The 23,049-nt window shown below is 39.5% G+C and carries 20 protein-coding genes; 2 read left to right on the top strand and 18 right to left on the bottom strand.

All coding sequences use genetic code 11. The annotated features are described in order from the left end of the window. Nucleotides 1-211: 211 nt before the first annotated feature. From ACW6NC_RS15855 to ACW6NC_RS15820, 8 genes are all read right to left on the bottom strand, one after another. The gene (locus ACW6NC_RS15855; RefSeq protein ID WP_457867523.1) at nt 212-517 is read right to left on the bottom strand and encodes a hypothetical protein; all 306 of its coding nucleotides are present in this window, start codon (nt 515-517) and stop codon (nt 212-214) included. A gap of 63 nt (nt 518-580) precedes the next feature. After that, nucleotides 581-3,844 carry an efflux RND transporter permease subunit gene (locus tag ACW6NC_RS15850; RefSeq protein ID WP_457867521.1) on the bottom strand — a complete coding sequence of 1,088 codons (3,264 nt, stop codon included), beginning with the start codon at nt 3,842-3,844 and terminating at the stop codon, nt 581-583. A gap of 75 nt (nt 3,845-3,919) precedes the next feature. Further along, nucleotides 3,920-4,990: an efflux RND transporter periplasmic adaptor subunit gene (locus ACW6NC_RS15845; protein WP_457867519.1), complete on the bottom strand. Its 1,071-nt coding sequence runs from the start codon at nt 4,988-4,990 to the stop codon at nt 3,920-3,922. Between the two features lie 48 nt (nt 4,991-5,038). After that, nucleotides 5,039-6,352 carry a TolC family protein gene (locus ACW6NC_RS15840; RefSeq protein WP_457867517.1) on the bottom strand — a complete coding sequence of 438 codons (1,314 nt, stop codon included), beginning with the start codon at nt 6,350-6,352 and terminating at the stop codon, nt 5,039-5,041. A gap of 273 nt (nt 6,353-6,625) precedes the next feature. Further along, the gene (locus ACW6NC_RS15835) at nt 6,626-7,099 is read right to left on the bottom strand and encodes a hemerythrin domain-containing protein (RefSeq protein ID WP_457867515.1); all 474 of its coding nucleotides are present in this window, start codon (nt 7,097-7,099) and stop codon (nt 6,626-6,628) included. A gap of 91 nt (nt 7,100-7,190) precedes the next feature. Then, the gene (locus tag ACW6NC_RS15830) at nt 7,191-8,558 is read right to left on the bottom strand and encodes a short-chain fatty acid transporter (protein ID WP_457867513.1); all 1,368 of its coding nucleotides are present in this window, start codon (nt 8,556-8,558) and stop codon (nt 7,191-7,193) included. Between the two features lie 58 nt (nt 8,559-8,616). After that, on the bottom strand, nt 8,617-9,069 hold the full coding sequence (locus ACW6NC_RS15825) for an SRPBCC domain-containing protein (protein ID WP_457867512.1): 453 nt from the start codon (nt 9,067-9,069) through the stop codon (nt 8,617-8,619). Nucleotides 9,070-9,444: 375 nt separating this feature from the next. After that, nucleotides 9,445-11,589, bottom strand: a complete 2,145-nt coding sequence (locus ACW6NC_RS15820; RefSeq protein ID WP_457867510.1) for a glycoside hydrolase family 97 protein — start codon at nt 11,587-11,589, stop codon at nt 9,445-9,447. Between the two features lie 257 nt (nt 11,590-11,846). On the opposite strand from ACW6NC_RS15820, the gene ACW6NC_RS15815 reads away from it, so the two are divergent. Next, entirely contained in the window at nt 11,847-12,443 is a 597-nt protein-coding gene (locus tag ACW6NC_RS15815) for a Crp/Fnr family transcriptional regulator (RefSeq protein WP_457867508.1), read from the top strand. Here ACW6NC_RS15815 and ACW6NC_RS15810 read toward each other — a convergent pair. The 10 genes from ACW6NC_RS15810 to ACW6NC_RS15765 all read right to left on the bottom strand — a co-directional run bounded on the left by ACW6NC_RS15810 (nt 12,440) and on the right by ACW6NC_RS15765 (nt 21,833). Further along, nucleotides 12,440-13,639 (bottom strand): hypothetical protein, encoded by a 1,200-nt coding sequence (locus ACW6NC_RS15810; RefSeq protein ID WP_457867507.1) that lies wholly within the window; start codon nt 13,637-13,639, stop codon nt 12,440-12,442. The two genes, ACW6NC_RS15815 and ACW6NC_RS15810, sit on opposite strands and share 4 nt — an antisense overlap. A 299-nt stretch (nt 13,640-13,938) precedes the next feature. Next, nucleotides 13,939-14,661, bottom strand: coding sequence for an iron-sulfur cluster repair di-iron protein (ric, locus tag ACW6NC_RS15805; RefSeq protein ID WP_457867505.1), 723 nt, complete (start codon nt 14,659-14,661; stop codon nt 13,939-13,941). A gap of 81 nt (nt 14,662-14,742) precedes the next feature. Further along, on the bottom strand, nt 14,743-15,525 hold the full coding sequence (locus ACW6NC_RS15800) for an ABC transporter permease (protein ID WP_457867503.1): 783 nt from the start codon (nt 15,523-15,525) through the stop codon (nt 14,743-14,745). Further along, nucleotides 15,518-16,225, bottom strand: coding sequence for an ABC transporter ATP-binding protein (locus ACW6NC_RS15795; RefSeq protein WP_457867501.1), 708 nt, complete (start codon nt 16,223-16,225; stop codon nt 15,518-15,520). Before ACW6NC_RS15795 ends, ACW6NC_RS15800 begins: the two co-directional genes overlap by 8 nt. Continuing rightward, complete coding sequence (locus ACW6NC_RS15790; protein WP_457867498.1) at nt 16,219-17,460, bottom strand: nitrous oxide reductase family maturation protein NosD; 1,242 nt, start codon at nt 17,458-17,460, stop codon at nt 16,219-16,221. Before ACW6NC_RS15790 ends, ACW6NC_RS15795 begins: the two co-directional genes overlap by 7 nt. A 1-nt stretch (nt 17,461) precedes the next feature. Next, nucleotides 17,462-17,905, bottom strand: a complete 444-nt coding sequence (locus tag ACW6NC_RS15785; protein ID WP_457867496.1) for a nitrous oxide reductase accessory protein NosL — start codon at nt 17,903-17,905, stop codon at nt 17,462-17,464. Nucleotides 17,906-17,920: 15 nt separating this feature from the next. After that, complete coding sequence (locus ACW6NC_RS15780; protein ID WP_457867494.1) at nt 17,921-18,535, bottom strand: hypothetical protein; 615 nt, start codon at nt 18,533-18,535, stop codon at nt 17,921-17,923. A 90-nt stretch (nt 18,536-18,625) separates the two neighbouring features. After that, nucleotides 18,626-20,593: a Sec-dependent nitrous-oxide reductase gene (gene nosZ / locus ACW6NC_RS15775; protein ID WP_457867492.1), complete on the bottom strand. Its 1,968-nt coding sequence runs from the start codon at nt 20,591-20,593 to the stop codon at nt 18,626-18,628. Nucleotides 20,594-20,632: 39 nt separating this feature from the next. Continuing rightward, nucleotides 20,633-21,226: a fasciclin domain-containing protein gene (locus ACW6NC_RS15770; protein WP_457867490.1), complete on the bottom strand. Its 594-nt coding sequence runs from the start codon at nt 21,224-21,226 to the stop codon at nt 20,633-20,635. 88 nt (nt 21,227-21,314) lie between these two features. Next, nucleotides 21,315-21,833: a c-type cytochrome gene (locus ACW6NC_RS15765; RefSeq protein ID WP_457867488.1), complete on the bottom strand. Its 519-nt coding sequence runs from the start codon at nt 21,831-21,833 to the stop codon at nt 21,315-21,317. Between the two features lie 135 nt (nt 21,834-21,968). Between ACW6NC_RS15765 and ACW6NC_RS15760 the strand changes: the two genes are divergently transcribed. Further along, complete coding sequence (locus tag ACW6NC_RS15760) at nt 21,969-22,856, top strand: bile acid:sodium symporter family protein (protein WP_457867486.1); 888 nt, start codon at nt 21,969-21,971, stop codon at nt 22,854-22,856. Nucleotides 22,857-23,049 lie beyond the last annotated feature (193 nt).

Here is a 23,049-nt window from a genome sequence, read left to right as displayed (position 1 = left end):
GGATCCAATGCTTCTTGTTTAGAAAGCAAAAATCAAACTATTATTTTAATTCACACACAACTTTTGAGTTTGATCCAACAAAAAACAAGGCCGCTCCTATTTCCGGAAGCGGCCTCTAGCCTAAAAAACCTAATTAATATGAGAAAAGATCATTTGGGAGTTAATATTAACTCCTTTCATTTTCTCCTCCTTGCAAAATCCAGGATCCCTCCTAAATTGCTCTTTCTACTGGCAATACAACAACCCGTATCGGGTTATCTGTTTCCAGGTGTTTATTATATTCTTCAACAAGCTTAAAAAACTCATCTATCTTTTTATTATTAGTAAAAGACAAATACAATAGCGATTCACTTCCTCCTTTTTCACTGGGAAACCAGCTTTGGGTAGCTATTAAGGAATCATTACTTTTATAGCCATCTATCTCAGAGGTACTGAAGGCTTCAATACCAGCTTCTTTAAAAAGTTTCAATACTCCTTTCTGGTATTCCGCTACTGTAGTTACCATTAATAATTTCATCGGTTTATATTTATATCAGTATTAAAAACACTGTGGTTAATCTTCCAATTAAATTTACAACAATTAGCCATCAATTTCCTTTGTTTCATCCTCCTCAATCTTAGCTCTTCTGGCCGATTGTTTATCTTCAGGATATTTCTTTCTTACCAGCAGATAATACACAACAGGAACCACCAGCAGAGTAAGGAAAGTAGAACCAATGGTTCCTCCCATTAGAGAAATTGCCAGACCCTGGAAAATTGGGTCGAAAAGAATCACAAAGGCACCAATTACCACCGTCCCGGCAGTTAACAGGATTGGCGTAGTCCTAACTGCCCCGGCTTCAATGATGGCCTGCTTAAGAGGAATTCCATCTTCCAACCTTAAATTAACAAAGTCTATGAGCAAGACGGAGTTCCGCACCATAATTCCCGCCAGAGCAATCATCCCGATAAAGGAAGTTGCGGTAAAGAAAGCTCCCAAAATCCAGTGCCCCAACACAATTCCTACCATGGATAGCGGGATGGCCACCATCATTACAATTGGAGTTTTAAAGTCCTGGAACCAACCAACTATCAGCATATAAATAAGGATGATAACCCCAAGGAAGGCAATTCCAAGATCCCGAAAAACTTCCAGGGTAATTTGCCATTCCCCATCCCATTTCACGGTATAATCATCTTCTCTTTCTGGCTGCTCTAAATACAATTCATTCATCGTATAACCAGCTGGCAATGGAATCTCTTTTAATTTTTCTTCCATACCAAGAATGGCGTATACAGGACTCTCCAGGGTTCCTGCCATATCTCCAAGTACATAAACTACTCGCTTTTGGTTCTTGCGATAAATACTTTTATCAAGCGTGCTCTCTTTAATGTTCACAAGGTCTCCAACCGACACCATATTCCCCTGGGCAGAAACTATCTCCAGTTGGGCTATTGCCTCCGGACTTGCTTTTTCCTGTTCATCAAGGGCTAGTTGAATGGCAACTCTTTCAGTAGCCTCTTCATCGTATAGATGTGTTATTGCATTATCTCCTAAGGCTGAGTTTAAGGTATAAACAATTTGTTGAGGGGCTACTCCGTAACGCATAGCCTTCTCACGATCTATCTCGTAAACGAATTCTGTTTGATCGGCTTCTACCATCCAGTCTACATCTACGACATCGGTGGTGTTGTTCAATATACCCTGAACTTTTCCAGCCACCTCGATCTGCTTTTCATAATCGGGCCCATAAATCTCAGCAACAATAGTAGAAAGCACCGGTGGTCCCGGGGGAACCTCAACGACTTTTACATTCGCACCATATTTTGAGGCGATCTTCTGAATATCTGGGCGCAATAATTTTGCAATATCATGACTTTGGGCACTTCGCTCACTTCTGTCTGTGATGTTCACCTGAATATCAGCAGTATTAGAAGCTCCCCGCATGTCATAATGACGTACCAGACCATTGAAGGTTATGGGGGCCGAAGTTCCAACGTAAGATTGATAATTCACTACTTCAGGACGGTCCGAAAGATATTGACCAATCTCTTTAGTCACTACAGCGGTTCGTTCTAAGGTGGTCCCCTCAGGCATATCTATCACTACCTGAAACTCGTTCTTATTATCGAAGGGTAACATTTTCACTAAAACAGTCTCTGTAAAGAACATCAATACAGAACCTACAAGCAAAACAGAAGTAATACCAAGGGCAGACCAACGTTTAGCCGGACTATCCAAAAGTGGTTGTTCCAGCCTTTTGTAAATTTTATAAATACTGGAATCCTCGAGCCGTTTGCCTTCAGTAGGAGCTTCACCTTTTTTATCTCCCTTTTCCCTAAGGAACAAATATCCCAGGTACGGAGTAATGGTAAGCGCCACAAAAAGTGAAAGTATCATAGCGATAGAAGCCCCAATAGGCATCGGGCTCATATAAGGCCCCATCAGCCCGCTTACAAAAGCCATCGGTAATACTGAGGCGATCACCGTGAAAGTTGCCAGAATTGTCGGGTTACCTACCTCGTTTATCGCATAGAGTGCGGCCTGTTTAAAGGGAAGCCTACGCATCTTGAAATGCCGGTGCATGTTTTCAGCAATAATGATCGAATCATCAACCACAATCCCGGTTACAAACACCAAAGCAAAAAGAGTAATACGGTTGAGGGTATAATCCAAAAGGTAGTAACTGAGCAAGGTTAGCGCAAAAGTTACCGGTACCGAAAGGAATACCACCAAACCACCACGCCAGCCCATTGCAAGCATAACAACTATGGTTACCGCGATTATTGCTCCAATAAGATGCAGTAATAATTCTGAAACCTTATGAGAAGCGGTTTCACCGTAATTACGGGTTACCTCTACGTGTACATCTGAAGGTATTATAGTGGTCTTAATGTGTTCCACTTTTTCCAGTACCAAATCGGCAATCTTCATTGCATCAGCGCCTTTCCTTTTGGCAACTGAAATGGTTACCGCCGGATATTCGGACGGATAATCTGAAGCTATTGCAGGATCGGCTTGTCCAAACCCGAAATTAACGTATTCCGAAGGCAATTCGGGCCCATCCAGTACCTGAGCTACCTGCTTTAAATAAACAGGTTGATTTTGATTGATTCCTACAATCAGATTTTCAACATCATCAGTGGTTTGTAAAAAACTCCCGGTATTTACAAGGAATTCAGTATCGTTTCGATTAAAACTTCCAGAGCTCATCTGGGTATTATTGGCTTTTATCTTCTCGCTGATTCCTAACAAATCAACTCCTGCCGAAGCCATTTTATTTTTATCCATCACCACGCGAATCTCCCTATTCCTGCCTCCCATTCTATGAGTTGCAGCAACATCTGTCACTTTGCTAATCTCGTGGTTTACTTCATTGGCTATTTGCCTTAGCTGGTAATCGTCGTAATTTTCACTCCACAAGGTTAAACCCAACATAGGCACATCGTCTATAGACCGTGTTTTTACCATGGGTGGGGTAACCCCTTCCGGCATCTGGTCCATATGTTTCATGATCTCATTGTAGAGTTTCACGTAAGATCTTTCTATATCTTCTCCTACATAAAATTGTACAATCACCATCCCTTGTTCCTGCATTGAGGTAGAATAAACATACTCTACTCCTTTGATGTTGGAGACGATTTTCTCCAAGGGCTTTATAACCCTGGATTCCATTTCAGTTGGGCTTGCCCCGGGATAACCCACAAAAATATCGGCCATTGGCACGTCTATCTGAGGTTCTTCCTCTCTTGGAATCAAAAATGAGCTGTAAACGCCAATTACCATAAACACAACCATCAGTAAAATGGTGAGTTTTGAGTCTATGAAGCCCCTGGCTATTTTTCCTGCTAAACCTTCTTTCATTTTTATATTTTTTCATTCCCCTTATAAAAAAGAAGAACATTTTTTATAATATCAGATTAATTACTTCAGGTTGAATTACAATTTCACCTTTGCGCCGTTGTACAATTTACCTTCAGCAGAAATTATATAGGATTCGTCTGCTTTAAGCCCTGAAAGCACTTCTACCTGGTCGCCATAGCTGCGTCCCAATCGCAGCCATCGAAGCATCGCGGTATTCTGTTGACTCACCGTATAGACCCCGTGAAGATCTCCTTGTGTGATTAGGGCTTCTTTAGCAACAGTAACCGGCCCTTGTGTATTTTCATCAGCTTCAATTGGAAAAAGAACTGTGGCATACATCCCTGACTTTACAGGAAGCTCGGTTTTTTCCAAAGCGATTTTTACCGGGAATTGACCCCCTGTTTTACTGGAAGAACTGCTTACCTCCACCACTTTTCCTCTTAAAACCTGGTCAAGAGATTTGATAAGAACCTCAACCTCTTCACCGGTTTTTACTGCTCCAATTGAGGACTCTGGCACACTGGCACGAACCTCAAAATCTCCGGGAGCTTCAATAGCGATTAAAGGCATTCCGGGATTGGCCATATCTCCATTCTCAACAAAATTATTGGTTACCACTCCGCTAAAAGGGGCCCTTATATTGGCATAGGCAAATTGGGCATCTACCTCATTTTTCATTGCCTTCGCTGATTCCAATCGTGCTTTAGCCATTTCATAATTGGCAGTGATATCGTCTACTTCTTTTTGTGATGCGCTGTTTTCTGCAAACAATGCCTGAAAACGTTCATAGTCCTTTTTAGCATTTTGAAAAGCAACAGTAGCTTCATTTATTCCGGCTTCTACCTGAGATCGCTTGGCCTGAAGATCCGAATTGTTAATGGATACCAAAACCTGGCCTTTATTAACCCTGTCCCCTGTTTTTACGTATACTTTATTGATATACCCCATAAGCCGGGTACTTAATGTAGCATTGTTTTCTGCTTCCACGGTTCCACTTATATTTAAGTTCCCTTTTGAAGCCGAAACCGGCGTTTTAGTGGTTATCTGGATTGCCGCAACTTCTTTTATGCTTTCTTTCTCATTATCGCCGCAGCTAATAAATAATGTTGCTGCCAGTCCTAAAGTGAGTATTATTTTTGTTTTCATTTTTAGTTTGATTTCTTCTCCCTACGGGAGATTATATTTAATTCGTGATTATTCTGATTTTGTTAAAAATTCCAGGTAAGACTTCGCGAAATTATATTCGAAGATCGTCTGAAAATATTCCAGTTGTTTTTGCTGAAATTGGGTTTCAGTTTGGAGAAGATCTGTAGTTTTCTCAAGCCCCTGTTCAAACCTGTTGGTTCTTATACGGAAAGCTTCTTCTGATTGGTCTACGGCCAGCTTACTGCGGATCATCTTATCATAAAGATCTTCTACATTGCGTTTGGCCCGATTGATCTCCATTTGGCTCTTCGCCTTATATTGATCGAGCTCCAATTTGGATTGTTCTAATTCTGCTTTGCTCCTCTGCACTTTTCCCAGGCGTTTGCCTCCCTTAAAAAGATCCCAACTTAATTCGGCACCAAGCATATATCCGCTGGCTGCACCATGGAATACATCCTCATCATAAAGCTCATAGCTCCCAAAGGCATTGAGCCGGGGAAGAAAAGCCATTTTATCGGCCTTATTCATTTTCTCATAAGCATCGGTGGCCAATTCCATAGCCTGGATATCGGCACGATCCTCAGAAAGTCTCAGGTTTTCTGCGGAATATAGATTTTCAGCCTCAAGTTGGTCTGATGGTATCCAGGTTTTTCCGGTTTTTTCATTCATCAGAAAGGAAAGATAATCTGATGCGTTTTGCACGTTGCTTTTTGCCATTTGCAACTGGTTATTCACTTCACTAACGCGAACCGCCACAGCAAGCACATCGGCACGCTGAAGGTAGCCCTGCTTAAAACTGTTATCGGCCAGTTTTTTATTCTCCAAAGCCGCTTCCTGGGCTTTCTCCATAACGGCAACTGCCTTATGAGCCAACTGAAGTTCCATATAAGCCTTTTCTACTTCCAAAAGCACGTAATCCCGGGTTCGATCTCCCTGTAATTCGGTGGCCTGCATCTTTGATTTAGCAGCCCTGCGTTGCAGGAAACCATCCACATTAATTAGTGGTTGTTCTACCTCTATCTTGGTGACAAAATTGTTAATCCGCTCCGGGTCATTGAGCAACATAGGGTTAAAATCACTTTGGGTAAGTATTTCCTGATTGAGTTTAGAGCCAAAGGCCATCAAAGGATTAGTTGTAGTAAAACCAGTATGTGAAGCTTTTAAATTTGGCAGAAACACTGCATTTGTTTGCCGGTAATCTGCTCTTGCCTGGAAAAACTCCTGTTCAGATATCTTTAAGCTTCGGTTATTTTCCAGAACCCTGTTTAAAACCTCCTCCTTAGAGAGAGGTGCTGTTTCCTGAGCAAAGAGAAAGCTTCCTGTTAGTATTATTAATAAGAAAATGAATGTATATTGTTTCATGGGTTACTTTATTTGTTGGCAAAAATAAGCCGCTGTATAGGCTAAGCCTGTAACCCTTGTTACCTAAGCAAAAAGGTATAATTTCGAAGAATTTTATAAAAAGCGGGGAAAAGAAGAAAAGATATTATTAAACCAAGGTCTTTGAAATCAAGCCTTTCAAAGGTTATTCTAATGAATGGAATAAGTGATTTACCTATTTATCTGAAGGAATTGAAAAACCTGTGCATTCTCGGAAGTAACATTTGTTACATGGAATTATAGGCATATGGTTGTCTATTTCCAGAATTCATCGTGCCAAATGCCACAGGAAATTTCATGATCGTGATGTTCTTGAAGTGTCTGAAAATCCTTTTCGGAAGCCTCTTTTTGAATTTCATTGAATAAGATACGCTCCTCGAACCTGATATGGGCTTCCAGGTCTCTTCTAATAGCTTTTAGGGTAAGAATTGGATCTTCCTCAGCCTTAAATAATTGTTTGAGATGTTCATGTTCTTCCAAAGCCTGGACTATTAACTTATGATCTTTCCCTAGCACTGGAAACACATATTTTTCTTCGATTTCAAAATGAAACTTCAGATGATTTTCCCAAAACCACTCCAGATAAGTTTTTATCCGCGAGGTTTCGATGCCATTTTCCAATCCTTTGCCAATCTTCCAGCAAAGCAGAAGGCCCTGGTGATGTTCACGGCTTAAGGGTTGGATGGCTTTATGCCTTTTTATAGGTTTATTTTTAGGGGTTTCAGCCATTTTCACGAATTTTAATAAAGTTCCAAGATAAGGAATATATTAATTTCTGATTTCAACAAGATAATCAAGGTTGTAAATTCTTCAGAATTCTTCAAATAAGCAATAAACCAGTAACATATACCAGGATTCCCACCACCATAAGTATTAGAGTATAAGGCAAGATATCTCTGGCCTTCAAGTTAGTGATTGCCAGCAATGGTAAAGCCCAAAAAGGTTGTAGCATATTGGTAATTTGATCACCATAGGCCAGGGCCATCACGGCTTTGTTCAGTGGCACACCAAGCTTTAAAGCACTCTCAAGAACCACTGGTCCCTGAACAGCCCACTGGCCGCCTCCACTTGGCACAAAAATATTCACAAGACCTGCACTGAAAAAGCTATACACCGGCAGGCTGACATCCGAGGCAAAGCCCACGAAAAAGTTTGCAATATCTGCAACCAATCCTGTTTCTCGCATCACACCCATAATCCCAAAATACAGGGGAAATTGTATCAATATGGCTGCGGCTCCTACTATAGCTTTTTCCAAAGCTTTCAGAAAAGAGGCGAAAGAATCATGCATTAGGATACATAAGCAGAGCATCAGAAAGTTGAGCATATTAGGAGTCAAGTTTCCATTAATTAACTGTTCTGAATAACTGGCGAGGAAGGCCATCAACAGTAATAAACCAAATATCATTCGGAGCCCTTTGGAATGATCCAGCCTTTCCGCGCCCGTAATTACCCGATCTGGAGTCACCTTCTCCCTGGTCTTTAGTTTTACGGAAGAAGTTCCGGCTTTTCGCGAAACCAGATACAGTACAAGAGGTATAAGTAAGAGTAAAACACCAAAAATGCTTAGGTTCCAAATTGCAAATATAGTAGTATCAGTAGGAATACTATCAGGTAGCAGGGCAAGCAGGTCCGGGTCTCCACCTGGGAAGAGACTTTCCAGATGCCCGTTTTCAGCAGCCTTTAAAGGCGCGCTGCCACTAATGCCTCCGTGCCAAACCATCAAACCAACATACCCAGAGGCCCCGACAAGTGGGTAATTGATTGGAAAGCCTCTTTCCTGCGAGGCTTCGGCCACTTTTCTAGCCATAATTGCTCCAAAGATAAGCCCCAGACCCCAGTTGAAAAAAGCTACCAACATTGTGGAAACCGATACAGTAATCACCGCACTTGAATTACTTGTGACTGTTCTGGTAAGCTGATTAGTTAACCAGGCAACAGGTTTACTGAGCACCAGAACGTGACCAAGGACAAGAATAAGCATCATCTGCACCATAAAGACCAGCAGCGCCGGATCCCACATTCCGGATTGCCAGAATCCCAGGATCTGCATTGCTGACTCTCCGCTTTTGTTCCCGGTGAATAAAAAAGCGATAGCTAAAGAAATTAAGCTAAGTAATACCGCCAAGGTAAAAGGCGCCGGAATGAATTTTTTAAATGTTTTTTCTACGAAATTAGATGCAGACATGAATATCAATTGCTTTACATGCTTAGGTAATTATTTCAGAAACTTGATTTTGATTGAATTATTTTTGCAAAAAATCAAACCCGCCTTCCCTTAGATTTATTCCGTATTCAAGATAGCCCTTCAGGCATGCAAGAAAATTTGCCCAGCCCTCGGTATTATTTTGTAACCACTGGATTCCCATTTCATCATTCGGCCTACTTTTTTCAGTAATATGAACTACAGTTGAATAATTCCCGGCAGGTTGCAATTCAATCTCGGTAAGCAACTCTTCTTGGTCTATATCCCAATAAAAGGAGATATAGCTATTCTTTTCTATCTTATGGATGCGAACAGGAACTTCCTCCTTAAATTCCGGGAACATCCAAACCAGAACTCTCCCTTCCTCCATAGGACCAGTACTTTCAGAAATGAAATAAGACTTCATTTTTTCAGGATTCACAATTGCTTCAAATACTTCGGCAGCAGATTTTTGGATCTGCAAGGCAACTTTTACCTGGAGTAGTTTTTGCATAGATTTAGGCTTCTCTAATGATACCTCAAATTAGTGAATTTTTTCTCAAGACAAGGTATTTTTAGGACAACCTCATTATAGCAGAGCATCTATATTGATATTATTTGCCACAGGCTTCCCCATATCAATAGCATAAAATAAACATGTAAAGTACCGGTTAAAAGGAAGGAGCATAATTTAATTGGGTCTTTTAAGAAGACTTCCAGAAAATTTGCAATACGTCTTTAAGACGGGTTACAAATGGCATAAAAAAATCCCGCCGAAGAATGAGCTTTGACGGGATCTTGATTAATATTGCTTGATCTTATTGGGTTTCCGTGAGACACTTTAGGAATAACCTCCTAGGCTTAAAATTGAGTGAAAATTATGAAAATTCTACAATTTTTCAACCTCCCTTGCTTTATCTTTACTAACCTCCATAATACTAATAGCATAACCTCCACCAGGCATTGATGCTTGTGAAAGCTTAGATTCATGGTTTACACGAACTTCCCTTATTTTATAAGATTGAGGATTATCTTTATAATGTGAATTCTCCGTATCCGAATATATCTTTGCGATATAATATTTATCCTTATCCAGGAAATCAAAAGAAATCTCTGAGATGCGCTTGTTTTTTCCGTTGACGTTTCCTACAAACCAATTGTTGCTATCTTTTTCCTTTCGGGCAATGGTAAGATAATAACCGGGCTCCGCCTCCAGATAAATACTTTCCTCCCACTCAATAGCTACATCCTTAATAAATTGAAAGGCATCGGGGAACTGCTCATAATGCTTGGGAAGATCTGCGGCCATTTGCAGGGGAGAATACATGGTTACATATAAGGCCAGCTGATTGGCAATGGTACTATTGACATGAGAATCGTTCTCTGGGTTCAGCTTACTTATATCCATTTCAAAAATTCCCGGCGTGTAATCCATCGGCCCTCCGATCAAGCGCGTAAATGGTAAAACGGTAACGTGATTTGGTTTAGAACCTCCAAAGGCCTGGTATTCCGTCCCCCGTGCCGATTCGTTAGCGATAAGGTTTGGATAAGTTCTGGCAATGCCGGTAGGACGCACCGCCTCATGAGCATTAACCATAACCTTATAATCCGCTGCTTTTTCAAGTGCGTATTGGTAGTGGTTCACGAGCCACTGCGAATAGTGGTTTTCACCTCTTGGCAAAATATCGCCTACATAACCACTTTTAACCGCATTGTAACCATGTTGCTTCATAAAAGCATAAGCCGTATCCAAGTGCCGTTCATAATTCCTAACAGAAGACGAGGTCTCGTGATGCATAATCATTTCCACCCCTTTGTTTTTGGCGTATTCCTGGATCATTTTGACATCAAAGTCAGGGTAAGGTGTTACAAAGTCAAAAACATAATCTTTTGAATGACCAAACCAATCTTCCCATCCTACATTCCAGCCTTCGACCAGGACTCCATCAAATCCATGTTCGGCAGCAAAATCGATATATTTTTTTACATTTTCATTATTGGCAGCGTGACGACCATTAGGCTTGGCAGTTTCAAAATCCGTTTCTCCAAGTTTAACTGCGGTAAATTCGTCGGTATAATTCCAGGCACTTTTTCCGGTGATCATCTCCCACCAGACACCGATATATTTCATGGGTTTAATCCAGGAGGGATCTTCTATGGCAAGAGGTTCGTTAAGATTATAGGTAATCCTTGACCTCAAAATATCTCTTGCGTCATCACTCACAATCACCGTACGCCATGGCGATTGAGTTGGGGAAACCAGATAACCTTTATCGCCGTTTACATCTGGAGTTAACCAGGATTCAAAAATCATCTTCTCATCATCCAGGTTAAGGTGCATGGTAGCATAATCAATAAGTGCCGCCTCGTGTAGATTGATGTAAAGTCCATCATCGGACTTCATCATCAAAGAGGTTTGCACCCCAGTGTCTGAGAAGGAAGTTTGTGAAAGATTAGCTGTAATTGCCTTTTCCATTCTTCCTCGTATCTCCGACAGTTTTGATTCTATATAATCATACTCCTGTGTATCGTAATCGCCGGGAATCCAAAAGGCGTTATGGTCCCCTGCCATAGCAAACTGCGTTCGTTCTTCCTTGATGACAAAATGCCCCAACTCGTCTTGCTGTGGGAATTCGTAACGAAAACCTAGTCCTGTATCGAATAAACGAAATCGCAATACCATTTCCCTGTTGGTCTGGTTTTGGTAAAGATCAACCTCAAGCTCGTTATAATGGTTTCTGATTTCTCTTTCTTCACCCCAAACAGGTTCCCAGGTTTGGTCAAAATGGGTTGTCTGGGTATCCTCAATTACAAAACCATCTAAAAGAGAATGTTCCTCATTTTTTAGTTCCAGTCCCAACTTACTGGTTTTAATTACTTCTTTCCCTTTATACTTTAAACTGTAAAGAGGAGTGCCATCTTCCTGCAGGCTAAAATTCAATTCCAGATTCCCATCCGGAGATTCTATCGTCTGCCCAAGGGTTATTCCTACAACTGCAAAGCAGATAAAACAAAATAATATTGATCGCTTCATATCTTAATTTATCGGTTTCTGTTAAAAGATTTCGCCGTTTACATCCGGTGAAGTTTAATCTTCATTTTCCTCAAAGATATGACGCATCCTGTCAAAATAGAATAATAAGCTTCGTTTTAACTTTGATCGTATTAAAAAGCATACAGAGATATTAATATTTTAATGTTCATTTTGTCCATTCTTAAATTCATTTTTTTAATAACCTGCAAATCCTTTATTTTCTCATATTTTTGTATGCATCCTAAACTAAAATAATTATGATTCCTGTTCAGGTATTGGAGGATTTTGGAGCTAAACGGGTAGAATATCCTAAGGGGGAAGTTATTTTTTCCGAAGGCGAAAACGCTAATAATTATTACCAGGTCATCTCAGGGGAAGTTAAAATGAACAATTTTAATTACGACGGAAAAGAATTTGTTCAGGGAATGTTCTTTAGCGGGCAGAGCTTTGGTGAACCACCCTTGCTGGCTGATGTAAAATATCCAGCAAATGCCGAAGCCATCACTGATGCTGTACTACTGAAACTTCATAAAATAAAATTTCTGGATCTGCTTTCCTCCCATCCTGAGATCCACCTGGGCCTGACTAAAACCCTGGCCAGTCGTCTTTACTACAAAGCGATAATAGCTTCAGAACTTTCTACTCAGGAACCAGAACACCGTATCTTGCGCTTACTGGATTACCTAAAAAAACACGTTCACAAACTGCAGGAGCCTTTTTCATATAAGGTTGATCTTACCCGCCAACAAATAGCCGACTTAACCGGTCTTAGGGTGGAAACAGTCATCAGGGCCACAAAATCTCTGGAGAAAAAAGGAGAACTAAAGATAAAATCAAGAAAGGTATATCGTTAATATTGGCTTCTAACATTGTTAAGCAGGATCCAGCCTATCCCAATTGGAAAGAGACAGCTTCCCAGAAAAAGATATACCCCAAGGTCTTCGGGCATCTGCCACCGCTGCCACATTGCCAAGCCACGATATACTATAATAAGTTCTGTAAAGATAAAACCTGCAAAAAATATCCAGAATCCCGTCTTGGGAAGTCTCATTGTTTTAAATTCTTTCAATAAAACAAACAAAACAGGACTTATGATGCCTAAAAAGGTCCAGTGTAGGTAAGCAATAACAAAATCCGGAGTTTTATAGGCTAAATCAGCAAAATAAGGCAAGGCCGACAACAATTGGACAAGTATTTTTACCAGAAGAAAATATCCTGCGATCTTTAAGAGATAATTTGAAAATGGGGTGAGGACTTTTCTCAGACCTGCAAATTTCAGGATATTGTATAACTTTAGAATTGCAAATAATTGGACAACAGCACCTATTCCAGCAAGATTATAAAAGACAGCATTAGGCTGGGTCCAAAGAACTGAGAGAAAAAATGTTAGGACAATAGCAATATTGATGTAGATGAAAAAGTTTCTAAAGTTTCTTCTGGAAATTTCCAGCTTATTACTTTCTACAATAAAAAAAAGTATTCCACATAAGGCGAGAATAAACCAGGCATTATACTGAAAATGAAGGTAAAAATATATTGCCAAATTATACCAGATTGAGGTCTTCCCCAAGGCAGTCATTATTCCTCCCAGAGCCCATGGGCCTATGCTCGAAATAATCATATAGAAAAGGGATGCGCGTATGCACTTATAGGAAAAATATGACTTGAAAACTTCCGGTGTTTTGGTAAAAATCATCCAGGCAAAGAAGTAACTAGCCAAAAGAAAAAGCGTCGAAAATATAATGGAAAAGAGGGCATAACCCTGGAAAGGAAAGCTTAACAACATTCCTAATATTGTTAATTGAGTAAACCAAAAAATTCTGCGGTAAACTTTATCTACCCCGGCATCTTTTAGAAAAAGGACATAGATAAGGCTGGTCAGTCCCACATACACCCATCCCAACAGGGCTACGTGAGAATGCGTATGCACTAAAAACCTGTAAGTCGCCGGGACATCAGAAAAGGAAAAAAGTCTTAAAACCACACCCAGGAGGGCTACCAAAAAAAAGTAACCTAAGGCTAAGATGATATGCTTTCTTATGGCGATCATTAAATTCGCAAGATAGCAAAATTAGAATCGGAAAAGGATTCCTTTTAAAGGACTCAGCGACACAAACAAAAAGGCTGCTCCAGGGCAACAGGCTTATTGATCGATACTATTGGGGCAGTAAAGTTTTATCAATTTTTTACCTGCGAGCCACGAAACAGCCGGCTTGCAATCACTAAACTAATCTTAAATACGTTTCCATTGTCTCCTTAAATCGCTAATGAACAATGGGTGATCCTTCAAAAATGGCTGCCTCAAAGCAAAATGTTTCACTTTGAAACAGCCGGCTTGCAATCACTAAACTAAATTATCACTTTCTCTTCCAAAGCTATGGCTCTGGGAAAAAGTATATTATTTTCAAGGTGGATATGTAAATACAGATCCTTTTCAAATTCGTCTAATTTTGAATAAAAAGCCTTATAGGTATTGCAGGCGCCCTTAGGAGGAGTGAAATTATCACTCAATTCTGCTATTTTCCTTATAAGATTACTTGCATTTTCGTGTTCTTCCTCCATCATCTTTACCGGACTACTAGCATTCCCAAAAGGAGGACGCTCTACCTTTGTTCCTTCTTTTTCAGCTTTAACCATCTTGTTGATAAAGGGAAAGAGAATTAATTCTTCTTTTTTAAGATGAGTTTTTAAATCACCTGCTAAAAGATGAAAGAATTTTTCTATTTCCTTAAGCTCAGTATACTGGCTGGCGTGAGAACGTACTACCCTTTCGCAATAATTAAGCAACATTGGTATACTCTCTTCCACATATTGATGATGAACATTTACTATATGATCGGACAAAAAATCTAGATCCCAGCTACTGTATTTATACTCCCTGCTTCCTGTATTATAAGCATTAAGTAGATCCCTTTCAATCTCTTCAAGATTTACATTTCTCCGCTTACATGCAGTTTCTAGTTTTTCTTCTCCACCGCAACAGAAATCAATTCCGTATTTCTTAAAGACATGAGCATTTTTAATATTGTCAGTAACCAACTCGGCAACTGTTTTATGTTTTATGGTGTACATATTTCCCTGTCTAAATCACGATGTAAAGATCTCATCTTAACATAGAAAAATATATGAGCACAGTCATAAAAGGTTCTTTTTCTAAAAATCTTTTTTTGAAGCCAGCCACTTTATTCTCCAAACAGGTAATATCACCCAAAGAATGAGAACAAAGATTGAGGTAAATGCACCTAAACCTGTACCGAAAAACTGCTTAAAGACCGCCCCAGTATAACCCAGCAAAGCTGAAATATCCAGTTTTAGTAGGATAAGAATTCTGGATAGATCAATAGGATTAAGCATACTGGCCACCAGGGAAAATTTATCCAGCGGATAATCCTGAAAATAAACCAGTGACAGTAAAAAGAGCCCATCATATACTACGGCCAGGAAAAGCCATACTAGTATTGCCAGACCAAAACCCTTTATTTTGTTCTCATAAGACAAAGCGATATTAAAGGCTATAGCGGTAAAAATAAATGTGAGAAACACCCCAGAGATCAAAAGAGAAGCAAAATCCCAAATTGCTCCGGACTGAAACAAACCGTAGATAATAAAGGGCAAACCTAAGCCCAGGATAAGGCTTGCAGATAGGGAAATGGCTACTCCCAGGTATTGTCCCAAAAATATTGAGCTTCTTTTAACAGGTTGGGCCAAGAGAAGTTCTGTGAATTCTCGAGAATTGTAAAAATACATGACCCCAAAAATAGTTCCGATAAGGGGGACCAGTATAATAATCACATTCATTAGCGTAATTACCGCATTAGAAAGATCATTATTCAAAAATAACAACACCACCCCTAAAAGCAGATAAAAAAAGAAATATACATAACTCCAACGGCTACGAGATAAATCGTAAAAACTATATTTTAATATTTTAAGCATGATTCTCGGTTAAAATGTTGGCAATGGCGTGTTCAAAATCCTTCTCCCCGGTTGAGGTTTTTAGTTCATCTACAGTTCCATTAAAATAGATCCTGCCTTCCAGGAGAAAAACGATCCTATCAGAAATCTCTTCCACAAAACTCATAATATGAGAAGTAATAAGAATAGTTTTTCCTTTGGCTTTTTCCTGCTCAATAAGCTTTCGCAGCCGAATAAGTGAAACGGGGTCCAGCCCAGATGTGGGTTCATCCAAAATAATTAAAGGACTATCGAACATAAAACACAAGACCAAATTAACTTTCTGCTTGCTTCCACCCGAAAGATTACTGAGTTTTTTATCCAGAAAAGGTTCTAGTTTAAAAAGATCAATAAGCTCCTTGTCCCTAGCTTGCTTTCCGCGAAGGTCTTTAATCATATCAATGAGTTCCAAAACTTTTAGATTGCCAGGAAAATTAGCAATTTGGGGCAGGTAATCAATGTCTTTTCTGTAATTCCAGTGCTTTTTCACCCTTTGTCCATTCACTTCAATTTCACCCTTTTGCGGCACAACCATCCCCAGGATGCTTTTTATAAGCGTAGTTTTCCCTGAACCATTTGGGCCTAAAACCGCAATAATCCCACTTTCCGGAGTTTGAAGGTCAAGTCCATTTAGTACCACCAGGGAACCAAATTTTTTATGCAGATTTGTAATATTTACCATTGGATTTTTTTCATTTGGGGTTGTTCATCGATAAGGTCAGCCGGCGTAAAAATAGGAGAAACTTTCTCTGAGAAATCAAGCATATCTATAAACATACTTCTTAACAGAACGATCGCCTCGGGAGTTTGGTTTACCAGGTAAGAAAAAAGAGTGACTGGCCTAAAAGGAACATCTCCTATCCCATTTTTATCCAGGTCATAGCCCGTATAACCGCTCCAGTAATTATTGATGAATTTGTTGTCATTGAGTTTACCGGTATAGGCCACATCGAAAGAATTATACAAAAAATTATTCCTTTGGAAGTTATTATCATAGACCGCACCACGTATTCTTATTGCATAGCCATTATTCTTAAAGTCGTTCTCGATATAATCTATTCGGTTGGTGTTATCGGCACTAATAGCTATGGTATTGTCCTCAAAAATATTATTTTTTAATTCTGAGTCATTGATTTCTTTCAAAAGAAGACCATAGGAGGCACTGCCCCAGTTTTTTCTGAACTGGTTCTCCTGCATATCAATAAATTTGGAGTACATTACAGCTACTCCGGCACCATTATTTTCAAAGATATTACCTTTATAGAGATCATGATCGGAAAACATGAAATGCAACCCATAACGTAAGTTATCTTTACAAAGGTTGTCAAGGATCTGAGAATTATTCACAAACTCCAGGTAAATACCATCCCTTAAACCAATTACTTCATTATTCTTTACCTTTATTTTCTCCGACTTCCATATATGAACGCCATTTCCCGAGGTATACTGATTTTCGGCATTACTGGTGATTTTATTATTGGAAATAATACCTTCGGAGGACCTTTCTACCAGGATACCGAAAAACACCTGGTCAAGCCTGTTATTCTTAACCTCAAAATTGGTGGAGTTCGAAACCAGGATACCTGCAAAATCATTGGTATGGCTTTTCCCAACATTGATAATCTTTAAACCTTCGATAGAAAAATTTTCCGCTCTTATGCTTACTGCGGTTCCTTCCATTTCGGCATCTATTACGGGAAATCCTTCACCTATTATGGTAAGAGATTTATCAATAATCGTGATGTCGTGCTCTTTATAGGTTCCCTCCTTAATCCTTATAATATCACCATCTTCAGCCTTATCAACGGCGGCTTGAATAGTCCGGATTTCACAATTTTTACAGACTTCGATTTCCTGAGCCCCGGTGCTTATTGCTGATAATCCTAAAAATAAAAAAAGAATGAATAATCTGCTCATATTACTGTTGGCTTGTAGTCAATGAATCATTTTGAAGGAAATGGGCCATTAATTCTTCCCAGTTAAAGATACCCTCTGATTCATCAGCAACAGCAGGACTTTCATTCGTGAAAGCGGCAAGGTTTCCACCCATAGGAGATTTAATACTATCGTTTATCACAAAGTTGGCCCTGTGCACTTCTATCATGCCCCCCGGCTTCTCAAAATCAGCCACTAGAAATACAGCCATATCATAATTATGCTGGAGCTGGTCATTAACCATACATTCAATAGCATCATATTTATATTGTTTTCCCTTTTGGCTTACAGCCTGTGCGGAATAGGCTCGACTCACTATGGTCATTTCGCAGAAATCACAGTTATCGTTGCCATAGTCAATGGGTTGGGGTTCATTACTGCATGCAATAAACAGCCCCAGCAAAAAGAGGTAAATTATCTTTTTCATAGCTTTAATTTTACTTTAGCTTCGCCTTTTTGTGGCTTTCTTTCCGGTCCACCAGGCCACTAAAGTTAATAACATTCCTGCGAACATCAAATAGGCACCAGCCTTTGGATAGGAATGTGCTGTAAAGTTCAGAATTTTTTGAGATCCCAATAGCGGTGGTTTGTAGCTCAATGGGTTTCCTTCTGAATCGGTTAACTTCATAATCGCTTTTGGATCAAGGTCAGTACCGTAATCTGTTAGCCAATTATTAAAATCCAACATTCCTAGAATTCCCAAAACTGTCATAAGGATAAGCCAGCCAAGGAACCAGTTCGGTCCGATCACCTTAAAGAAGCCTAGGATTCCCAATAAGGCGCCAAGAGCAGCCATCCCTCCAATTACAAGGGGAAAGGTATTGAATTCCCACATTTCTGCAGGAGTAGGAATCTTCTTCATCCCTATATAGTGGTTGATCCCATCTATATTCTGTATATCAAATTCCTCTTCACCCTGGATTCCACTGATATAAATATTCATCCCCAGAGGATCTGGATACTGTGGTGCTTCTAATTGTATATTCCAGAGCGGATAGATAAACAGGCCGAGTAACAACACGGAACCTATTACCATTAATATTCCTGATTTTTTCATTTTTAAGGGGATTTGTAAAAGAAAGCGGGTAAATTTTCCATCCACCCGCCTTTCTCAATCTAAAAAACAACCAGTTTTCAACTAAATAAACTAATTAATCTCTTCATCATCCAAAGTCCATTTCAATGGTACATTTGAATTTTGTCCGGATACTCTTACATATCCTTGCATTTCCTGGTGAAGAGCTGAACAGAAGTCGGTACAGTAGAATGGCCATACCCCTTCTTTTTTGGGTTCCCAGGTAATAGTTTTTGTCTGCCCCGGCATAATTAGGAGCTCAGAAGTATTTGCGCCAATCATAGCAAAGCCGTGTGGCACATCAAAATCCTGCTCTAAGTTAGTCACGTGGAAGAATACTTTATCTCCTACTTTAATACCCTCAAGGTTATCCGGAGAGAAGTGGCTTCTCACTGTAGTCATATATACATGAACTTCATTGCCATCACGAACCATTTTTGTTTCCGATTCACTGGTAGCCGCATATTCATGCTCATTCTCATCAAGCCTGTAGATTTTCTGAGATTTTGATTTGATTTTGTCCGCCGGAATACCTGCCGCATAGTGAGGTTCTCCGTGAGTCGGAAAGTCCAGAAGAAGTTCCATTTTTTCTCCGGAAATATCATAAAGCTGTGCTGAATGTTCCAATTCAGGTCCAGTGGGCAGGTAACGATCTTTAGTGATTTTATTCATAGAGATCATATACTTCCCAAATGGCTCCCTTGAATTACCACCAGGGATCATAAGGTGACCGACAGAATAGTAACTTGGTTGCCTATCGAGCACTTCCCAAGTACCTAATTTCCATTTAACCACTTCAGAAGAGATAAAGAAAGTCGTATAAGCATTCCCTTTACCATCGAATTCAGTATGTAGTGGACCTAGACCTCCTTCTTTTACAGTCCCGGCAAGTGTAGATTCAAAATTAAGAATTGGAATTCCATAAGCATCACCTTCAAAATCTTCATTTTCAATCGCTGTGAGCATTTTGGAGAAAGAGTGAACTGTAAGGTCAGTGGAAAGTTTACCATTCCCTACAATGTATTCTCCTGAAGGATCCACATCACAACCATGAGGAGATTTTGGAGTTGGCATAAAGAATACCGCACCTTCAACTTCTCTTGGGTCAACGGTAAGAACTTTATTTTTCATAGTAGTGGTAGCAGCCTGTGTACTATGATCAAAAACGTTATGTGCATATTCAGCATCGATTTCTTCTCCCCCTCCATTTTGCACATATTCCTGGATCTTTTTCCAGTTAACAGCAGCGATAAAATCCTTATCGTTTTGGGAAGCGTTTACTTCCTGCATGGTATGGGCTTCCTCAGTATTATAAGTGGTAAAGAAAAACCAGCCATGAGAATCACCACGTCCAGGGTGCGAGAGATCATAATTAAATCCTGGCATTTTTAATTGGAAATCAATATTCATTCTTCCATCCTCGCCAATAGCGATAAAGGTAAGAGGGCCTTTAAAATTACCTTTCATCTGATCAATAGCTATATCCTCTTGTGGATATGGAACAGAAAAACGGGTTCCAGCCACTACATATTCAGTGTTTTCAGTTATGAAAGAAGAAGAGTGGTTCCCTGCACTGTGAGGAATCTCGATAATCTCTTCAGTCTCGAATGTCTCAAGGCTAATTCGTGCTATCCTTGGAGTGTTATTCTCATTGATAAATATCCAGCGTCCATCAAGTTCACCATTTGTTTGAGAAATATCGGGATGGTGGGAGTCTCCCCATGGTACAAATCCAAAGGAAGTATTTAACATTGGAACGGTTTCTTCAGAGTACCCATAACCATTGGTTGGGAATTGAGAAAAAACGGGAATCTCTTTTAGCATTCTTCCTGAAGGTAAGCCGTATACGGTAAGGTTACCACTGTAACCTCCTGACAGGAATGCATAATATTCATCATGCTCTCCGGGTGCTACGTATACACGCTCTGCAGCATTGGAGGTAATGGCTCCTGATTTTTCATCCGAAGACCCACCATTGCCACATGATTGGATAATAAGTCCCAGAATACCCAGGACTGCGATTTTAAAAATATTCTTCATTAGATTGGGTTTTAATTTATTGTTTAAAAATTGGATTGATTACTCTTTTGGCAAAATGACATCTTCAACGACATGGACCCACCCATTGCTTACTTTAACGGTACCGATTATCTTAGCACCACCTACAATAATATCATCTCCTTCTTTACTAACATCTACATTCTCTCCTGAAGCCATATAAAGGCTACGCCCCTTTTCTATATTTTTCTCAAGCATATCAATAGGATAATTACTCGGAGCCACATGGTTTTTTAGGATGTAGGCCAATTTCGATTTATTTTCTGGCTTTAAAAGATCTTCCACGGTGCCATCAGGTAATTTATCAAAGGCAGCATTTGTTGGAGCAAATACAGTTAGTGGTCCAACATTGACCAAGGCATTCTGCACATCAGCAGCTTCCACTGCTGCTACCAGGGTGGTATGATCCTTACTATCCATGGCCAAGCGTAAAGCATTTGGGGTTTCACTATCGTCATCGATAAAGGCCTGACCTCTATTGGATTCAGCATCGAGACTGGTTTCATTAGCGGTGGTAGCAGCCTCACTTTCATCGGCGGTATTATCTTTGCATCCAATAAGCACGAATGAACTTATTAGCAAAGAAATCGTCATTAAAAAAGAAATTGATTTCATTATTTGTTGGTTTAGTTAGGTTTATTCAATTAAAGAGCTAATTTGTTGCGAATGTATAGCATACCACCTTAGCAAAATATGAGGAGCATCAGTTTTGCTCATCATACTGACGGAAGTATTCAAGAATCGCCCGAGCTTCATCTTCCGCAAGTCCCTGATTAGCCATTACTGCCATGTTCGATTCAATCAATAGCCTTTTCGCGATAGGGTCTTTTTTGATCATCTCTTCAGGGTTAAGAATCATGTTCATAATCCATTCAGGAGAACGTCTTTCGGTTACTCCAGCTATTTGAGGACCAACAAATTTTTTATCCATCTTATGGCATGCAGAACACATATTCTTGAAGATGTCTCCTCCTCGGGATGCCATATCTGCATCTATACCATCTCCTAAATCAACATTCTCAATAGGTCCAATTCCTTTGTTAGAAAGGTCATCACCACTATCGTTCTGTGATTCCTCAGAGACGGATTTTTCCTGAGGTGCAGGCGCCTCTTGGTAATCGTCTAAACGAATTTCATCTTTTTCTTTTTTTTCTGAATTTCCACAAGAAAACATTAGCAGCATTGCTGCAAAAATTCCAGTTGTTTTTAGCAAACTTCTCATAATTATTAGATATTTAATTAATTGTAAAATTACCGGGTATTACCCTTCTATTTTATGACTTAAGTCATATACCTATGAAGGTACAAAATATTTAAGAGTTGTTAATTTCACCTTAATATCCCAGTAAAAACTATTATGCAGGAGATTGTTAATTTTATTGTACCGCTTTCTATCTCCCTTATCATGTTGGGGATAGGCTTAGAATTATGTTTCAGGGATTTCAAAATGGTCTTTACGGATCCAAAAGCCATATTCATAGGGCTAAGCAATCAGATGATCCTTTTACCTCTAATCACATTCGCTCTGGTCTACTATTGGCCTATGGATAAGATTTATAAAATCGGATTTATGCTCCTGGCGGCTTGTCCAGGCGGCACTGCATCTAACCTGGTGACAAAGATGTTAAAGGGTAAAGTCGCCCTATCGGTTTCCCTTACTGCATTCAATAGTTTTATAATCGTATTCAGCATTCCTCTTGTAATGCAGTTAAGTTTTCCCCTGCTAGGCAGTGATCTCCATGATGTCCAACTAAAATTTACGGATACTTTTCAGGAGATTTTTTTAACAGTAATTATTCCAGTGAGCCTAGGAATATTGCTCAATGAATATTACGGTTATAAATTCACAAATAAATTTCATCATGCGTTGAAATATATCCTTCCGGCCATTATGTTAATAGCTTTTTTGACTGTCATCTTTTTTGATGAATCTCAACAGGAAGTAAATTACCTCAATCATATTAATCTATTCATTCCTTTATTCATATTGAATATTACTACTATACTAACAGGTTACCTTAGCTCAAGACGAATTCGTTTAAACCATAAATCAGCATATACGGTAGCCATTGAGATGGGACTTCAAAATAGTGTCTTGGCCTTATTTATAGCCAATCAGGTTTTTAAAAATAAGGATATAAGTCTGGTTGCTGTGCTCTATAGTAGTTTTTCTCTTATCACCACCTTTTTAATGGCTTGGGGAATAAAGGTTTATTTGGCACCAAGATTAGATCAAAAGGATTAAAGGAAGCCTGAAACTAATCTCTATATGTTTTATGTTTCACCGCTAGCCAATGATAGGTAGCTATAAACCCTCATAGCGGACTTGCACCGTCTAGTTTTTTACCATGCACGGCAAACCAAAAAAACCCTTCACCAAATAAATGATGAAGGGTTTAAAAAAAAGGCGGTGACATACTCTCCCACAAATAGCAGTA

The organism is Salegentibacter profundi (assembly GCF_054121475.1).
The sequence above is the reverse complement of the archived record's forward strand: the minus strand, read 5'-3'. Positions and strand labels throughout refer to the sequence as shown.

Bases quoted from the DNA above. Each gene is read 5' to 3' on its own strand.
- ACW6NC_RS15825 (WP_457867512.1), bottom strand. From the start codon at position 9,069: ATGCAAAAACTACTCCAGGTAAAAGTTGCCTTGCAGATCCAAAAATCT.
- ACW6NC_RS15795 (WP_457867501.1), bottom strand. From the start codon at position 16,225: ATGGTAAATATTACAAATCTGCATAAAAAATTTGGTTCCCTGGTGGTA.
- ACW6NC_RS15820 (WP_457867510.1), bottom strand. From the start codon at position 11,589: ATGAAGCGATCAATATTATTTTGTTTTATCTGCTTTGCAGTTGTAGGA.
- ACW6NC_RS15770 (WP_457867490.1), bottom strand. From the start codon at position 21,226: ATGAAATCAATTTCTTTTTTAATGACGATTTCTTTGCTAATAAGTTCA.
- ACW6NC_RS15810 (WP_457867507.1), bottom strand. From the start codon at position 13,639: ATGATCGCCATAAGAAAGCATATCATCTTAGCCTTAGGTTACTTTTTT.
- ACW6NC_RS15850 (WP_457867521.1), bottom strand. From the start codon at position 3,844: ATGAAAGAAGGTTTAGCAGGAAAAATAGCCAGGGGCTTCATAGACTCA.
- ACW6NC_RS15780 (WP_457867494.1), bottom strand. From the start codon at position 18,535: ATGAAAAAATCAGGAATATTAATGGTAATAGGTTCCGTGTTGTTACTC.
- ACW6NC_RS15855 (WP_457867523.1), bottom strand. From the start codon at position 517: ATGAAATTATTAATGGTAACTACAGTAGCGGAATACCAGAAAGGAGTA.
- nosZ (WP_457867492.1), bottom strand. From the start codon at position 20,593: ATGAAGAATATTTTTAAAATCGCAGTCCTGGGTATTCTGGGACTTATT.
- ACW6NC_RS15815 (WP_457867508.1), top strand. From the start codon at position 11,847: ATGATTCCTGTTCAGGTATTGGAGGATTTTGGAGCTAAACGGGTAGAA.
- ACW6NC_RS15790 (WP_457867498.1), bottom strand. From the start codon at position 17,460: ATGAGCAGATTATTCATTCTTTTTTTATTTTTAGGATTATCAGCAATA.
- ACW6NC_RS15830 (WP_457867513.1), bottom strand. From the start codon at position 8,558: ATGTCTGCATCTAATTTCGTAGAAAAAACATTTAAAAAATTCATTCCG.
- ACW6NC_RS15785 (WP_457867496.1), bottom strand. From the start codon at position 17,905: ATGAAAAAGATAATTTACCTCTTTTTGCTGGGGCTGTTTATTGCATGC.
- ric (WP_457867505.1), bottom strand. From the start codon at position 14,661: ATGTACACCATAAAACATAAAACAGTTGCCGAGTTGGTTACTGACAAT.
- ACW6NC_RS15840 (WP_457867517.1), bottom strand. From the start codon at position 6,352: ATGAAACAATATACATTCATTTTCTTATTAATAATACTAACAGGAAGC.
- ACW6NC_RS15765 (WP_457867488.1), bottom strand. From the start codon at position 21,833: ATGAGAAGTTTGCTAAAAACAACTGGAATTTTTGCAGCAATGCTGCTA.
- ACW6NC_RS15800 (WP_457867503.1), bottom strand. From the start codon at position 15,525: ATGCTTAAAATATTAAAATATAGTTTTTACGATTTATCTCGTAGCCGT.
- ACW6NC_RS15760 (WP_457867486.1), top strand. From the start codon at position 21,969: ATGCAGGAGATTGTTAATTTTATTGTACCGCTTTCTATCTCCCTTATC.
- ACW6NC_RS15845 (WP_457867519.1), bottom strand. From the start codon at position 4,990: ATGAAAACAAAAATAATACTCACTTTAGGACTGGCAGCAACATTATTT.
- ACW6NC_RS15835 (WP_457867515.1), bottom strand. From the start codon at position 7,099: ATGGCTGAAACCCCTAAAAATAAACCTATAAAAAGGCATAAAGCCATC.